The sequence below is a fragment of the Brevibacillus fortis genome (assembly GCF_046196545.1).
Taxonomy (GTDB): Bacteria; Bacillota; Bacilli; order Brevibacillales; family Brevibacillaceae; genus Brevibacillus; species Brevibacillus fortis_A.
Window position 1 is genome coordinate 4987501 of the sequence record NZ_CP176370.1, and the last position, 14084, is coordinate 5001584.

21 protein-coding genes and 1 riboswitch (1 of these 22 running past the window's edge) are annotated in these 14084 nt (G+C 45.8%); of the genes, 16 read left to right on the top strand and 5 right to left on the bottom strand.

The annotated features are described in order from the left end of the window. Positions 1-784, bottom strand: the 5' portion of a protein-coding gene (locus ACKKE8_RS24450) for a YitT family protein (protein WP_409175298.1). It extends 86 nt beyond the left edge of the window; the window shows 784 of its 870 coding nt (coding positions 1-784); the start codon lies at positions 782-784; its stop codon lies off the left edge, out of view. A gap of 241 nt (positions 785-1025) precedes the next feature. On the opposite strand from ACKKE8_RS24450, the gene ACKKE8_RS24455 reads away from it, so the two are divergent. Continuing rightward, positions 1026-1322, top strand: a complete 297-nt coding sequence (locus ACKKE8_RS24455; RefSeq protein ID WP_409175299.1) for a Fur family transcriptional regulator — start codon at positions 1026-1028, stop codon at positions 1320-1322. An 87-nt stretch (positions 1323-1409) separates the two neighbouring features. On the opposite strand, the gene ACKKE8_RS24460 is transcribed toward ACKKE8_RS24455, so the two are convergent. After that, on the bottom strand, positions 1410-2252 hold the full coding sequence (locus ACKKE8_RS24460) for an aldo/keto reductase (protein WP_409175300.1): 843 nt from the start codon (positions 2250-2252) through the stop codon (positions 1410-1412). 174 nt (positions 2253-2426) lie between these two features. Between ACKKE8_RS24460 and ACKKE8_RS24465 the strand changes: the two genes are divergently transcribed. Then, positions 2427-2786 (top strand): helix-turn-helix domain-containing protein, encoded by a 360-nt coding sequence (locus ACKKE8_RS24465; protein WP_017251146.1) that lies wholly within the window; start codon positions 2427-2429, stop codon positions 2784-2786. Positions 2787-2805: 19 nt separating this feature from the next. Continuing rightward, complete coding sequence (locus ACKKE8_RS24470; protein ID WP_409175301.1) at positions 2806-3057, top strand: hypothetical protein; 252 nt, start codon at positions 2806-2808, stop codon at positions 3055-3057. Between the two features lie 209 nt (positions 3058-3266). Here ACKKE8_RS24470 and ACKKE8_RS24475 read toward each other — a convergent pair whose 3' ends face one another. Then, positions 3267-4073 carry a serine hydrolase gene (locus tag ACKKE8_RS24475; protein WP_409175302.1) on the bottom strand — a complete coding sequence of 269 codons (807 nt, stop codon included), beginning with the start codon at positions 4071-4073 and terminating at the stop codon, positions 3267-3269. Positions 4074-4240: 167 nt separating this feature from the next. On the opposite strand from ACKKE8_RS24475, the gene ACKKE8_RS24480 reads away from it, so the two are divergent. Further along, on the top strand, positions 4241-5353 hold the full coding sequence (locus ACKKE8_RS24480; protein ID WP_409175303.1) for an endospore germination permease: 1113 nt from the start codon (positions 4241-4243) through the stop codon (positions 5351-5353). 20 nt (positions 5354-5373) lie between these two features. Here the strand turns inward: ACKKE8_RS24480 and ACKKE8_RS24485 are convergent, their stop codons facing one another. Both ACKKE8_RS24485 and ACKKE8_RS24490 read right to left on the bottom strand, forming a co-directional pair. Beyond that, complete coding sequence (locus tag ACKKE8_RS24485; protein ID WP_409175304.1) at positions 5374-6054, bottom strand: copper homeostasis protein CutC; 681 nt, start codon at positions 6052-6054, stop codon at positions 5374-5376. Between the two features lie 18 nt (positions 6055-6072). Beyond that, entirely contained in the window at positions 6073-7080 is a 1008-nt protein-coding gene (locus ACKKE8_RS24490) for an asparaginase (RefSeq protein WP_409179193.1), read from the bottom strand. A gap of 173 nt (positions 7081-7253) precedes the next feature. Continuing rightward, positions 7254-7297, top strand: a riboswitch (PreQ1 riboswitch). A gap of 96 nt (positions 7298-7393) precedes the next feature. Here ACKKE8_RS24490 and queC point away from each other — a divergent pair. From queC to lepB, 12 genes are all read left to right on the top strand, one after another. Then, positions 7394-8062 carry a 7-cyano-7-deazaguanine synthase QueC gene (gene queC / locus ACKKE8_RS24495; protein WP_017251152.1) on the top strand — a complete coding sequence of 223 codons (669 nt, stop codon included), beginning with the start codon at positions 7394-7396 and terminating at the stop codon, positions 8060-8062. Then, a complete protein-coding gene (gene queD / locus ACKKE8_RS24500) occupies positions 8062-8550 on the top strand; it encodes a 6-carboxytetrahydropterin synthase QueD (protein WP_409175305.1) in 489 nt (162 codons plus the stop codon). Before queC ends, queD begins: the two co-directional genes overlap by 1 nt. Then, positions 8547-9266, top strand: a complete 720-nt coding sequence (gene queE / locus ACKKE8_RS24505) for a 7-carboxy-7-deazaguanine synthase QueE (protein ID WP_409175306.1) — start codon at positions 8547-8549, stop codon at positions 9264-9266. The genes queD and queE overlap by 4 nt, the downstream gene beginning before the upstream one ends. A gap of 42 nt (positions 9267-9308) precedes the next feature. Next, positions 9309-9806 carry a preQ(1) synthase gene (queF, locus tag ACKKE8_RS24510; RefSeq protein ID WP_007729714.1) on the top strand — a complete coding sequence of 166 codons (498 nt, stop codon included), beginning with the start codon at positions 9309-9311 and terminating at the stop codon, positions 9804-9806. A gap of 141 nt (positions 9807-9947) precedes the next feature. After that, the gene (locus tag ACKKE8_RS24515; RefSeq protein WP_016738696.1) at positions 9948-10151 is read left to right on the top strand and encodes a hypothetical protein; all 204 of its coding nucleotides are present in this window, start codon (positions 9948-9950) and stop codon (positions 10149-10151) included. A 131-nt stretch (positions 10152-10282) separates the two neighbouring features. Beyond that, positions 10283-10648 (top strand): HsmA family protein, encoded by a 366-nt coding sequence (locus tag ACKKE8_RS24520; protein WP_409175307.1) that lies wholly within the window; start codon positions 10283-10285, stop codon positions 10646-10648. Between the two features lie 254 nt (positions 10649-10902). Then, positions 10903-11580 (top strand): hypothetical protein, encoded by a 678-nt coding sequence (locus ACKKE8_RS24525; protein WP_409175308.1) that lies wholly within the window; start codon positions 10903-10905, stop codon positions 11578-11580. A gap of 141 nt (positions 11581-11721) precedes the next feature. Next, positions 11722-12078 carry a group I truncated hemoglobin gene (locus ACKKE8_RS24530; protein ID WP_409175309.1) on the top strand — a complete coding sequence of 119 codons (357 nt, stop codon included), beginning with the start codon at positions 11722-11724 and terminating at the stop codon, positions 12076-12078. A gap of 237 nt (positions 12079-12315) precedes the next feature. Continuing rightward, positions 12316-12495, top strand: coding sequence for a hypothetical protein (locus ACKKE8_RS24535; protein WP_039961628.1), 180 nt, complete (start codon positions 12316-12318; stop codon positions 12493-12495). A 25-nt stretch (positions 12496-12520) separates the two neighbouring features. Continuing rightward, a complete protein-coding gene (locus ACKKE8_RS24540; RefSeq protein ID WP_409179194.1) occupies positions 12521-12991 on the top strand; it encodes a GNAT family N-acetyltransferase in 471 nt (156 codons plus the stop codon). A gap of 84 nt (positions 12992-13075) precedes the next feature. Beyond that, positions 13076-13318, top strand: a complete 243-nt coding sequence (locus ACKKE8_RS24545) for a hypothetical protein (protein WP_409175310.1) — start codon at positions 13076-13078, stop codon at positions 13316-13318. Positions 13319-13418: 100 nt separating this feature from the next. Continuing rightward, entirely contained in the window at positions 13419-13982 is a 564-nt protein-coding gene (gene lepB, locus ACKKE8_RS24550; RefSeq protein ID WP_409175311.1) for a signal peptidase I, read from the top strand. The last annotated feature ends 102 nt before the right edge of the window (positions 13983-14084 follow it).

Genomic DNA, 14084 nt, shown 5'->3' on the forward strand with positions numbered 1-14084 from the left:
TTTTCAGCTTACTCACTTCACTTTGGCTAACCACTGCCATAAGCACCTTACGCGCGTCTCCGGTATATCCACCAGCACCATCTAACAAAGTGACACCACGGTCCAAATCATACAAGATGGTTTCTCTCAGCGTATCTGTTTCATTCGAAATGATATAAGCGACTTTGGATGTATTCCAGCCCATCTGAACAATATCAATCGTCTTGCTGGTCACAAACAACGCAATAAGTGCATACAATGCTTTTTCCGGATCGAATACAATCCCTGCAAACAAGATCACTAGTCCATCAAACACAGCTACACATGCACCCAAGCTAATTCCTGAATATTTGTGGAGGATTTGTGATGCAATGGAAAAACCGCCCGTCGATCCTCTCCCCCGAAACACGATACCAATTCCAAGCCCTACTCCGATTCCCCCATAAATACTTGCCAGCAGGAGATTCGTGGTAAACGGCTGCAGGTGACTGGTCAGCATGACACACAAAGGCAGAACAATCGAACCAACCGCCGCCTTCATACTGTATTGCCGATCGAGTAGTTTAAATCCTAATAGAAACAACGGAATATTCATTGCCCATTGCACGACTGCTGGAGAAAAACCAAACAAGTTATGCAAAATCGTAGACAGCCCAGAAACGCCTCCAGAAGCAATTTGGTTTGGATTCAGAAACAGATTGAAACTAGTTGCCAATACTAGCGATCCCAGAACCAGCATGCCATATTCGAGTACTTTTCGCTGCGGACTGTTCATCTGGATTGCGGTTCGTCTTTTTCGTGTCACATGGTTCCACTCCTGACATTATCTCGTAAGCAAAATCCGCACATACACTACCATGTTTTGGTGGAAAAGAAAACCCCTATTTCCTCATCTCTCTTATGTAAGATTTACGCATCCTCCAGAAACATGCACACGCAGGCCATGAGCTGGATAAGATATGGAAAGAAAAAGTTGACTGCACACAAAATAAAAAGGATAATTATAATATAGTAATTATTATAATCTAAGAACGAGGTGACCTGTAATGGATCATCATATTGTCAGTGTCACACAACAAGTAAAGCATCTAGGAAAAAGATTAACCATTCAAAGAAGAGCCGTACTCCTTCTTATGCTTACCACTCGGAAATACTATACAGCTAAAGACGTTTACCATACTTTGAAAAACGAGATGCCAAACATCACACTCTCAACCGTTTACACCAGTCTGCGCTTTTTCGTGAAAATGGGTATTCTCAAGGAGCATGTTCACCACGACTCCCCCAATCAATTTGAATGCGTGGTAACGATGGACGACATTCAGTTGCCAGAAGTCATTTGATTCCTATTCCTATTCCTATTCCTATTCCTTTTCCTCAACGAAAAAACTCCTGAAATCATCAGGAGTTTTTTGTATGCCGTCAGCTAATTAAAAATCAAAGTTATCTGGGTCTGGGCCAACTCGAAGATTTTGGTTCAACGCATGAATCATTTCCATATCTTCTTTCGACAGTTCAAAATCAAATACGGATGCATTCTCGATGATTCGATGCTCCTTGGTTGACTTTGGAATGGTCACGACGCCATTTTGCAAATCCCAGCGTAAAATGACTTGGGCAATGGACTTCCCGTATTTTTCTGCAATTCCTTTTAGTACTGGATTGTCCAATAGCTGTCCTTGCATAAGCGGAGACCATGCTTCAAATTGAATCCCTTGTTCCTTGCAGTAGGCACGCAGTTCATCTTGGGACAGGCGCGGATGGAATTCCACTTGGTTCACCATCGGCTTAATCTCAGCGTCTTTAAGCAGTTCCTCTACATGATGAATGTGGAAATTGCTTACCCCGATGGCTTTCACCAACCCTTTTCTGTACAGCGTCTCCAATGCTCTCCATGCTTCTTTGAACTTTCCTTCTACTGGCCAGTGAATGAGGTACAAGTCCAAGTATTCCAGTCCGAGTTTTTTCAGGCTCGTCTCAAATGCATCCAACGTGGACTCATACCCCAAATCTGAATTCCATACTTTCGAGGTAACAAAAAGATCTTCTCTAGCAATGCCCGCTTCCGCCAGACCTGCACGGATTCCACGGCCAACACCTTCTTCGTTGTTATAAATAGCGGCTGTGTCGATACTGCGGTAGCCGTGCTTGATTGCTGTTTTTACAGCTAGCTCGAGCTCCTGACCTTCCTCAACTTTAAAAACACCCAGACCCAACCAAGGCATTTTTACTCCGTTGTACAGTGTAGTCGTATCTTGCAAATGTTTTGGCATAGCTTTTCTCCTCCATCCTTGTGCTCTATGTTAGTATGACTGTTTCCAGTCGCCCAATGTGCTTCATGTCGTTTGACAAGTGTTATTATGAGAGAGACTAACCAAAAGTAAAAGTACGCACTTTTTTGTGTGATAGGCACCAAAAAGTACCTATCATTCAGGAGGAAATCAACAGTGAAGAAGAAGTATAACATATCAGTGGAAGCCACCCTCGAGGTCATCGGCGGTAAATGGAAATGCGTTATTTTGTGTCACCTGACTCACGGAAAAAAACGTACAAGTGAGCTGAAAAGACTGATGCCGGGCATTACGCAGAAAATGCTGACGCAGCAACTGAGAGAGCTTGAAGACGATGGCATCATCAACCGGATTATTTACAATCAGGTTCCGCCAAAAGTGGAGTATGAGCTCAGCGAGTACGGCTGGACCCTGAAAAGTATTCTCGATTCGCTCTGCTTATGGGGCGAAAAGCATATCATTAAGGAATACGGCGACAAGTATGCTGTATTGGAAGAAAGTATTTTAAATCAATAATAGAACAGGAGTAGGTGAAGTGGCTTGGGAGCTAGCCTTAAGCGACGCCGGGCCACTAGCGGATTCCGCTCATATTGCGACAAAAGGGTGGCCTGTCCTGCGCACCGCCAAAAGTATCGGGAACACAATCGACGAACGCATTCGTTTGCTCGATAACCGCACCAGCCATTTGCATCAAGTCCACCAGCCCTCCTCCTTGTCTTCCGTTGCAAGCGAAATGAATGAAATGGACGCCGAAAATGGACATCCTCCCTTCGTTCCGCCGAGCTAAAAAAGTCTCAGCCGCTCATCACGGTCCTGGAGGAGCTGGCACACAAATACAGTGCCGCTAGACAAATCGCCTTGAACTGGTTGATTCACGCTCATGGTGAAACGGTCTTTGCGATTCCATGCGCTTTTCTTTGACATCGTCTGAATTGCAAGAGATCGATGAGGCTTCCAAGCAAGTTTTAGCCATCAACCAATGAAAAAGCTGCCGATCTAATCGACAGCCAAAATTGCGTGGTCATACACGGCTCTTCCCAGTAATCCTAGTGTGTTTAGAGCGGATTGAGCGGTTACATCTTTGGATAAGGCCGTAATGGAAAAGCAGCGATTGTTCGTATACAGCAAGCCTACATCATGCTGCCTGCCGGTATCCCAGCCCGATTTACACGGCAGTTCCCATGCAGGATAATTGGTTTCTTCCTCATTTGGCAATTGGGACGGCAGACCATTACGAACTTGCTGCTTTTTCATAATGGCGATCATCTCTTTACAGTAAAACTCAGACAAATAACTGCCCGTTGCCATTTGGCCTAGCATACTCGCAACATCCCCAGCCGTTATCTTATTGTTTTCTGTGATGTCGAGTGGATAAATCATCAGCTTGCGTGAATAACAGCTTTGGCGCATTCCCAAATCGATCATGGTCTGGTCGATCTGCGCTTTTCCTACCAAATCAATCAGCATATTCGTTGCCGTATTGTCGCTCTGAATAATCATGAGGGTCACCAAGTCGCGAATCGTAAGCTTCAAGCCTGGAGATAGCGCGTACAAAATCCCCGATCCCCCAACCAAATCCTCTTGGCGTAGAACAAGCTGATCATCCAATCGAAAATGCCCCTGCTCACTTGCCGCGAAAACGGCTGCCATGATCGGCACTTTGATCACACTCTCCGCAATAAACAGCTCGTCCGGTACATGTTCAAAGCGAGCTCCTTTAGCTGTGCCTTGTTCCTCCACAACGACTCCCCAAGTCCCCTCCGCTTGTCCGATAATAGCCGACAACCTTTTTTCCAGCTCCACAGCTTTTCTCCCCTTCTCCTGTTGGCTTATAGTATCCTACCTCTTTTCTTTTATCATACTATTCCGAAAACAAATCAGACAAGAGACGGCACCTGCTTACGTTTCGTTTATCCATCCTGAACTTGGAAATAATACGTAAGATAAACCTACGGACAAGGTGAGACATCATGCAGAACTCCGATAAGATTGGCAGCCGTCAATTTGTCATCCTCGTAACATTCATCACCATAGGAGACTCCATTCTGATCTTACCTTCCGTACCTGCGACTGAAGCGGGTCACGATGGATGGCTATCAGGATTGATCGGCATGGTACTGGGGCTAGCCATCGTATACTTGTTTTGTGTAGTCGGTCGCATCTCCCCCGAACAAACGCTGATTGAAAAGAACAAGCTCATATTTGGACGTTGGCTCGGCACATTCTTTTCCCTCTTCTTTTTGGGGGCTGTGTTAATCAACGGCGCTATCTATGTACGGACAATTGGAGAATTCATGACCACGCACATTATGAAAGAAACACCCATCCAGGCTGTCATGTTTTTACTCGTTGCCTGTGCCATATTCGCTGTTCGATTAGGCCTTGAAGCTTTCGCACGGACCAGCGAAATTTTTTTCCTCTGGTTTGTTTTTACGTTTGTTATGTTTTTTCTTTTGTTAACCCCTCAGTTCCAATTCGAGAACCTTTTCCCCTTCTTGGAAAATGGCATAAAGCCCGTTATAAGAGGAGTATTTTCCGTGACCGCTTTTCCCTTCTCGGAACTAGTTATTTTCCTCATGATTACCCCGCTCCTAGATGCAAAACAAAAGCTCACGTCTGCTTTTTTGCGAGGAGCCATTTACGGTGGTGTTTGTCTGCTTGCCGTCATCTTCTTATCGCTACTTGTACTCGGCCCGGAATTAGTTTCCCGTGAGACCTTTCCGAGCTACTCCCTCGCCAAACGAGTCCATGTAGGGGAGTTCTTTCAAAGGCAGGAAGCGATGATGGCTCTCATGTGGTTTGTCTCGATCTATTTCAAAGTGGTGTTGTACATGTATGGCTTCTGCGTGGGTATCAAGCAGCTTCTCCAATTAAAGGAGCATCAGGCGCTCACGTTGCCCATTTGCATCATATTTGTCGCCAGCGCAATTCTCCTCATTCCAAACGGTACTTTTTTATATGAGACTTTTACGTATTGGCCATTCTTTGATCTAACAGTAGGTTTCTTGTATCCGCTACTCCTTGTCATCGGCTACTGGATACGGAAGCAAATGAACAACAAGCCGGCTACCCTGCAGAAGTAAGGTGTCGGCTTGTTTTATGCTTACAGTAGTTGTTTAATGGCAGCCACTCGCTCTGCATCAACGTATCGAAGAGCCTGTCCTTCTTCTCGTACTGCCGATCCAAAATGAACCTCTTTGGCACCCGTACGTTTCACGAGGTCTCCTACGTTAGCCAGCGACAATCCGCTTCCTGCCAAAATCGTGAGCTGTGTATTCTCTGTCAGCTTGACGAGCTGCTCGATGCAATCAGCTCCCTCAATGGCCGTTTTTTTACCCCCAGAAGTAAGAATGGTACGAACTTGGGGATATTCCAGCAAAATACGCGCTGCTTCCATTTGATCCACAGCATCATCAAACGCACGGTGGAACGTCACTTTCAAAGCACCTGACTCACCAAGTAACAGCTCCAAGCCCCGCTGATCGATCCTATTCTCTGGAGTCAGCATGCCAAATACGACACCTGATGCCCCAAGCTCACGAATGATACGTACATCCTGCCGCATGACTGCAAGTTCCTCAGCCGTATAGCAAAACGATTGGCTATGTGGTCGCACCATGACGTTTACCGGGATGGAAACCGCCTTGACCACTGCGTCAATCAATCCCCAACTCGGGGTAATGCCACCCTCCAAAATTCCTGAGATGAGCTCCAGCCTGTCAGCTCCGCCCTGCTCCGCACGTTTTGCATCCTCAACTGAAGTCGCAATCACTTCCACTAGCATGATACTTCGCCTCCGTTTTTAGCATTTGTTCAAAACAAAAACTGGTCGTTTCTCCCCAACTACCAACTGATTGTCGTTTTTAATGGCTTTTGGCGCCAGCGCATACAGTCGGTCGATAGTTTCCTGATTATCATACTGAATCTGCTCCAAGATCGATGCGATAATAAGCGGCCATACTAATTCAGAGCCATTCAGTACCTTAAGCGAAAAGCTGAGTCTCTCTTTTTTCAAAGCAAAGCCGTATACGCCCATCGCTCCGCCTTTGGCGATTATATTTTCATCCAGTAAAAGCGCTGTACAGATGAAGTTGTGACTGGCAATGATCTCGGGACTGCTCGTCATCCAACCTGTCACCCTCTCTACTGCCTCACGCGTCGTGTGATCCTCGATCAGATCCGGACAAGCGAGCTTCAGATATGCAATCGCCAGGTGCTTGAGCGGCAGCGCAAAAACCGGGAAGCCACAACCATCGACGCTTAGCTGAACCTGTTCCTTTGGATAGTCAGCCAGGTTGGCAAACACCTCCAATGCCTCCTGTTGCGCTGGATGCTCTGCCTTGTAGTAATCATGAGTGGAATATCCTTGATCCTTCGACAGCGCCAAGTACCCCAAATGCTTTCCCGCACAGTTATGAAAGAGCCTACGTTTTTCTATGCCTTGGGACAAGCAAGCAAACTTCGGCTCCTCGTTGAGCGGATATGTCGGGCAAGTAAGCAATTCGTCTTCCTGAATGCCGGTCTTTCGTAAAATCGACTCCAAGCCTTCCATATGATAGACTTCACCACGATGTGAGGCCGCAAAGAGTGCTGCTTCGCTGCTGTTCAGTCCGAATTTTTCATCAATTTTACGTTTGGCGATGGGAATGGCTTGAAAGGGCTTAGCTGCGGAGCGCAATAAGGTGATATGGTTCTCATCGCCTGCCCGATAAGCCACCTCTCCTTTTTCATTCACGCCGCACACGATGCCGTTATGTACGTTCTCCAGAATGCCGCCGCGATATTCTTCCACCAAAGGGACATCTCTCATCAAAGTCACCCGCTCCACTCCATGTTGATCCATTATGAAAAAAACACTAGCAGTAGCACCCTCCATCCGTCAATCTTTTTCCAAGCGATAATCCCCCCACTTCGGCGCTGATTGTTGTATAATGTCTCAAGGTGCCCATTTGGGTTCCACAAATAAGAAATCCGTGCATCTGCACGGGAGAGGTTCGCGAACTCCCTCTATAAAAAACTAAGCCGGATAACAGTACCTTTCTTTGGTATTGTTTTTGTTTTTTTGCAGGAAAGTTCAAGAACTCTCTTTCTTCTAATTCAATCAGAGGAGATGGAGAGCAATGATGAAAAAGGAAAAAGCCGTTGTCGTCTTTAGCGGAGGTCAGGACAGCACTACCTGCCTGTTTTGGGCGAAAGAGCAATTCGGCGAAGTAGAAACCCTCACGTTTGACTACGGGCAGCGACACAAGCTGGAGATCGAGTGCGCCCAGCAAATCGCCGCAGAACTCGGCGTAAAAAACTCCGTATTGGACATGAGCCTGTTAAACCAGCTCGCACCCAATGCACTCACCCGCACAGATATTGACATTACCCAGGAAGAAGGCCAATTGCCATCCACGTTCGTCGACGGACGCAACTTGTTGTTCCTTTCCTTTGCGGGCGTTTTCGCCAAGCAACGAGGAGCACGTCACTTGGTTACCGGTGTATGCGAAACGGATTTTAGCGGTTATCCCGACTGCCGTGACGCCTTTATCAAATCACTCAATGTGACATTGAATTTGTCGATGGACTATCCGTTTGTGATTCACACGCCGCTCATGTGGCTGAACAAAGCACAAACGTGGAAGCTGGCGGACGATCTGGGTGCCTTCACCTATATTCGCGAAAATACCCTCACCTGCTATAACGGCATCAAAGGGGACGGCTGTGGCGAATGCCCTGCCTGCCACCTGCGAAAAGCCGGACTGGACACTTATCTTTCCGAGAAAAATCAACCTGGAGAACAAGCCTGATGAGCGCGAACTTTGATTTTCGTATCGTCGATCGCATGCAGGCACTGGGTACCCATATTGAAAAATCACAGCTTCGCTACCATAACAAACGCGTTTTGGTAAGCAAGGAATTTACTTTTGACGCTGCACATCATCTGCACGCTTATGAAGGAAAGTGCAAAAACCTGCACGGCCATACGTATACGGTCGTCTTCGGAATCAGCGGCTTTCCAGACGAGATCGGACTCGTGATCGATTTCGGTGACATCAAGCAAATCTGGAAAGAGCACATCGAAATCTATTTGGATCATCGCTATCTGAATGAAATGCTTCCCCCGATGAATACTACTGCCGAAAACATGGTCGTGTGGATTTTCGAAGAGATGGAAAAGCAATTGCAATCAGATGCCTACCGCGACCGCTACAACAGCGCTCGGGTGGAGTTCGTTCGCCTGTTCGAGACACCGACCAGCTATGCAGAGGCAAGACGGGAGTGGATGATGGAATGATCCCGGTCTTGGAAATATTCGGCCCTACGATTCAAGGCGAAGGAATGGTTATCGGTCAAAAAACGATGTTTGTGCGAACAGCTGGCTGTGACTATCGTTGCAACTGGTGCGACTCCGCCTTTACATGGGATGGATCTGCCCGCGATGAAATCCAGCAAATGTCACCCGAGGCGATCTGGGAGGAGCTCACTCGCTTGGGCGGGGACCGTTTTTCCCATGTCACGATCTCCGGGGGAAATCCTGCGCTTTTGGCTGGCATCGGCGACTTAATCTCCCTATTGAAGGAGCATGGCATTCGCACAGCAATCGAAACACAAGGCAGCAAGTGGCAAGCGTGGCTTCCACAGATTGACGACATTACGATTTCACCGAAGCCGCCAAGCTCAGGGATGAAAACAGATTTTCAAGCGCTTGATCGAATTGTGCACGAGCTTTTGGAACAAAAACATCCAGGACTTAGCCTGAAAGTGGTTGTTTTCGACGACGCCGACTTTGCCTATGCACGCACCATTCATCAGCGTTTTCCAGAGGTACCTTTCTATTTGCAGCCAGGAAATAGTGATCTGATGGACGCTGATACACCTCGGCTTCGGGATAAGCTTTTGGAGAGCTTTGAATGGCTGATCGATCAGGCGATGGCGGCACCTGACATGAATGACGCGAAGGTTCTGCCCCAACTACATGCGCTTGTCTGGGGCAATAAACGAGGCGTGTAAACGATATTTTACTCTCATGGAAGAAAAGAGGACTGTACTCATATGGCACATCAACAAGAACGCGATTTATCCTCCCTCACTCTTTTGGGGAATCAAGGAACAACGTACAACTACTCCTATGACCCGAGCGTACTGGAGTCTTTTGACAACAAGCATCCGTACCGCGATTATTTCGTTAAATTCAACTGCCCGGAATTCACCAGTCTGTGCCCGATTACTGGACAGCCAGACTTTGCAACGATCTATATCAGCTACATTCCTGACATCAAAATGGTAGAGAGCAAATCGCTCAAGCTGTACTTGTTCAGCTTCCGCAATCACGGCGATTTCCACGAGGATTGCGTCAACGTCATCATGAACGACTTGATCAAGCTGATGGATCCGCGCTACATCGAGGTATGGGGCAAGTTCACTCCACGCGGCGGCATCTCGATCGATCCGTATTGCAACTACGGGAAACCAGGGACGAAGTACGAGGAGATGGCGAGCCATCGGATGATGAATCATGATATGTATCCGGAAAAAGTGGACAATCGTTAGAGCGAATAGGTGATAAATGAAAGGAGAAACCCTTATCTTTTTATAAGGGTTTTTTCCTTTTCCAATTGCAAATCAAGGTCGTGATCATTGGTGTGATTCTACTCCTTCTGCTACGTTTTAGTGCGGAAGGAGGTGATTACCATGACCAAGCATCTGTATTTCTATGCAAGTTTCGAAGATGCAGCGCGACTCAATCGGGAGTTAATCCAGCTCGGCTACAGGAATTACTATCTGGAGCCACATGAACACCTGGTTGCTTTTGTTTTCGAGCCAGTGACCGAAGTGAGTCAAGCGATCTTGAGACACTTGTTTCATGCTGATGGTCCTTCACACCTAGACAACTAGCTTTGCAGTACCGGTGCTCCTCATTTGAGGGGCATCGGTACCTCCATCTACACTGTCGTTCATCTTATGTTCATGTTTAACGATTACACTTACAAGCGTAGTCAAAAGAAATGAACAGGAGATGATCTTACGTGTTAGCAGCAGCCGTGATTTTTATAAATCTTGCTCTCATTGCCTATACGATTGGGGTATGGGGCGAAAAACGTTCAGGAGAGCTAAAGTCGAAACACCTTATCTTTTTTGGTTTGGGTTTAGTATTCGACACTATCGGAACAACGTTTATGAAATTGCTCGCAGACGGTTCCAGCTTAAATTTGCATGGCATTACTGGGTTGATCGCTCTGATCTTGATGTTTTTCCATACAGTGTGGGCCTGTGTCGTTCTATGGAAAAAGAAAGAACATCAAATCAAGCAGTTCCATAAATTCAGCTTGATCGTATGGATTTTATGGCTTGTACCTTATTTCATTGGCGTCGCTTTAAGCTTTATGAAATAGGAATACTCTCAATTACGCTCCGAGCGCGGACAATCTAACAACCCTCTCAACCGATGAGAGGGTCTTTTGCTTTTCTCGCGGCTGTCCAACCTATCGTCAACTTTGCCTACCATTCGACAATATCTCCTAAAGTAATCAGAACAATAATCGTATAAAATGTAATAAATTAGTATTTTTAGAAATATACAACTTTTGACTACAACTCAATAATCCTTTTCTAAACAACATTCACATTTAAAGAAAGGTTGATGCTCATGTTTAAAAAAGCAGTTATTATCCTGTCATTAAGTTCAGTCGTCGTAGTACCCTCTCTAGCCACACAAGTCCAAGGGGCAGCGCTCCCTACACAGGAAAAGGCAACCACCTACGCTTCCAATAAAAAAATCAGAAACGCCACGTATGGTGAAGAAATCTGGGTGTCGCTTACCTCACCTATTCCAGCCGGATGGGTTATCGTTAGAACTTTAGGAACGCAGAACCTGATCAAGAATATGAACGGTGCTTCTTATGGCACGGAGGTAGAGGTGCTGCTAGCTTCGCCTATCCCAATCGGATGGGTCATGGTTCGAGCCTTTAGAGGATCGAATGTAATCAAGAATGTGAACGGTGCTTCTTATGGTACGGAGATAGAGGTGATGCTCGCCTCGCCTATTCCTGAAGGATGGGTCATGGTTCGAGCCTTTGGTGGATCAAATGTAATCAGAAATGTTAATGGTGCTTCGTACGGCACGGAGGTAGAAGTGATGCTCGCTTCGCCTATCCCAAAAGGATGGATCATGGTTCGAACCTATGGAGGATCGAATGTGATCAGAAATGTCAATGGTGCTCCTAACGGAACACAGATTGAGGTACTGCAAGCCTCGCCTGTTCCTGAAGGATGGATCATTGTCAGTTCAGGTGGAAATTCGAAAGTGATCAGGAAAGTTGGCTAAAACAAAGCGCACATGGCATGCATCTAGTCCGCAGGCTGACGTCGAAATGCAATCGACATCAGCTTGCGGGCTTTTCTTTACTCATAAGTTTCCATCAATCGTGGAATTATAAGGGAAGCAAATATCCTAAGGAGGCCAATGATGAGCACGTTTTACGAGAAATATGGTGGCGAAGATACTGTAGCAAAAGTAGTGGACTACTTTTATGATTTAGTTTTAGCTGATGACACCGTGAACCACTTTTTCAAAGACACCGATATGGAAAAACAGCGTAAACACCAAACAAAGTTCATCAGCTATGCCCTCGGTGGTCCGAATCAATATTCTGGCCAGTCTATGGCAAAGGCTCACGAAGGGATGAATTTGCAACCCGTTCATTTTGATGCTATCGTTAGGCATCTGCGTGATGCCTTGACTCACTTTGGTGTCAGCGAAGAAGATATTGCCGATGCTCTGAGCAAAGTAGGATCACTACGGGATGATATTTTGTATAAATAACCGAGCATCAAAACGCCTGATGCAATGGTTCAGGGAACCCTTTCCGTTTCCCGAACCAGAGCCAACAAACAGACTAACACCTCGACCAGGTGGATTACGTTCCTCTCAGTGGCCCTTCGTTTTCGATTGGCCATTTTTAGTTTGTTCATACACATTTTGTAAAATTCTTAGCAACTCTATTTTTTTCATTACGTATATGATAGGAGCAATATTTGAACAATGGAGGCAGATTCAAAAATGGAAGATCAATATTTTGTTGGTTGGGGTACATTGGCCCTCATCAACGCTGGACTAGCTCAAGGAAAAAATCGTAGCGGTCTTAATTGGTTTTTTCTCTCTTTATTCCTCGGCCCGATCGCAACGCTAATCATTGTAGTCTGGGAAAAATTGCCTGAGCAGAAAGACTTGTCACAGTGAGCATGATGATAAGGAGGCACGCATGATGCAAATCCGAAATGTACAAGAACAAGACTATCTCAAAGTTATTACGGTCCTCAACGATTGGTGGGGTGGGCGACAAATGTCTGATATGTTACCCAAGCTGTTTTTTATCCATTTCCAGTCAACAAGCTTTATTGTTGAAGAGAATGGTGAAGTCATCGCGTTCCTCATCGGCTTCTTGTCCCAGACGTTGCCTGGCGAAGCTTACATTCACTTCGTTGGGGTGCATCCCGACAAGCGAAAAGATGGATGGGGCCGCGAATTATACCACCATTTCTTTCAAACCGTAAAACAAAAAGGATGCGATACGATTCGATGCATTACTTCTCCTGTTAATAAAGGCTCAATCTCCTTCCACACGAAGCTAGGTTTTGCCGTTGAAGAAGGAGATAAAATGGTGGATGGAATTTCTTTGACTTCTAATTACGATGGAAAAGGAAACGACCGGATTTCATTTATTAAAAAGATTTAATTTCCTTGAAAAATTTCACCCTTTCGGCAGGTGGTTCTCATTCTTAAAGCAATTGGTTTTGGCACGGCTTTGCAGATTCTATGTTTGATCATAGCAATCACGACGGGGAACATCGATCAAGCTGGCATTTATGCGGAGTACCTTGCATTCGGTCTCCTTACACTAGCTGGATTAATGGTTTATAACGCCCTTAGCGCCCCCTCCGCCTATTACAAAGAACATGAAGTGCAAGATTATAAAAGCAGATGGAAATGGACCTTTTATTTCCTACTCGCCTCTGTCCCCAGTGGCATTTTTGCTGTCATCTTTTTCAGCTTTTTTGCTTAATTCCTTTTGCTCACAAGCTTCTCTTCTCATTTACGTAACCAAAAAGCGCCATTTCACGTACTAATCAATAGCCACACCAAAGTAATCTTCACGTGGAAGGATGCGGTCTGATTTGAAAAGCGTAAAAGAAATATGGGGCTGGACCAAAACATTGGGCATCTCCCTTTCACTCGCGATGCTGGTTAACATATTTGTTCTCCAACCTTTTAAAGTGAATGGACAATCGATGGAGCCCACTTTGCAAAACGACGAACGCATCTATGTGTCGAAATTGTCCCACACATTCTCTTATCTCCCTGAGTACAACGATATTGTCGTGATCGACAGCCGTGTAAACCGGGATCGTACGTTACAAGATGACATCCTTGAAAATCCTCTCCTCATGCTCGCCATGGGGAAAAGCGAAGCCAAAACATTCTGGGTAAAACGAGTCATTGGCAAACCCGGCGATACTTTGGAGTTTAAGAATGAGAGCCTGTATCGGAATGGACAGTCGTTAAACGAGCCCTACATAAAAGAAGAGATGGTCAACGTACCTGATGCCAAAATCGTCATACCAGAAAACCATGTGTTTGTGATGGGAGATAATCGTAACAATAGCGATGATAGTAGAGACATTGGCGTGATCCCACTGGATCATATCATGGGGAAAAAACTGTTTTAATCAGACGAGAGCCTTTTCCAATGAGGAAGGCTCTCGTTCTTTTTCAACGCATAGACGAATGTCCGTGTCGAAACGCCTGACAAACGCATTTACTAGTGATAA

Bases quoted from the DNA above. Each gene is read 5' to 3' on its own strand.
- queD (WP_409175305.1), top strand. From the start codon at position 8,062: ATGAGCGCGAACTTTGATTTTCGTATCGTCGATCGCATGCAGGCACTG.
- queC (WP_017251152.1), top strand. From the start codon at position 7,394: ATGAAAAAGGAAAAAGCCGTTGTCGTCTTTAGCGGAGGTCAGGACAGC.
- ACKKE8_RS24460 (WP_409175300.1), bottom strand. From the start codon at position 2,252: ATGCCAAAACATTTGCAAGATACGACTACACTGTACAACGGAGTAAAA.
- ACKKE8_RS24515 (WP_016738696.1), top strand. From the start codon at position 9,948: ATGACCAAGCATCTGTATTTCTATGCAAGTTTCGAAGATGCAGCGCGA.
- queE (WP_409175306.1), top strand. From the start codon at position 8,547: ATGATCCCGGTCTTGGAAATATTCGGCCCTACGATTCAAGGCGAAGGA.
- lepB (WP_409175311.1), top strand. From the start codon at position 13,419: ATGCGGTCTGATTTGAAAAGCGTAAAAGAAATATGGGGCTGGACCAAA.
- ACKKE8_RS24525 (WP_409175308.1), top strand. From the start codon at position 10,903: ATGTTTAAAAAAGCAGTTATTATCCTGTCATTAAGTTCAGTCGTCGTA.
- queF (WP_007729714.1), top strand. From the start codon at position 9,309: ATGGCACATCAACAAGAACGCGATTTATCCTCCCTCACTCTTTTGGGG.
- ACKKE8_RS24480 (WP_409175303.1), top strand. From the start codon at position 4,241: ATGCAGAACTCCGATAAGATTGGCAGCCGTCAATTTGTCATCCTCGTA.
- ACKKE8_RS24540 (WP_409179194.1), top strand. From the start codon at position 12,521: ATGCAAATCCGAAATGTACAAGAACAAGACTATCTCAAAGTTATTACG.
- ACKKE8_RS24535 (WP_039961628.1), top strand. From the start codon at position 12,316: ATGGAAGATCAATATTTTGTTGGTTGGGGTACATTGGCCCTCATCAAC.
- ACKKE8_RS24530 (WP_409175309.1), top strand. From the start codon at position 11,722: ATGAGCACGTTTTACGAGAAATATGGTGGCGAAGATACTGTAGCAAAA.
- ACKKE8_RS24490 (WP_409179193.1), bottom strand. From the start codon at position 7,080: ATGAGAGATGTCCCTTTGGTGGAAGAATATCGCGGCGGCATTCTGGAG.
- ACKKE8_RS24455 (WP_409175299.1), top strand. From the start codon at position 1,026: ATGGATCATCATATTGTCAGTGTCACACAACAAGTAAAGCATCTAGGA.
- ACKKE8_RS24485 (WP_409175304.1), bottom strand. From the start codon at position 6,054: ATGCTAGTGGAAGTGATTGCGACTTCAGTTGAGGATGCAAAACGTGCG.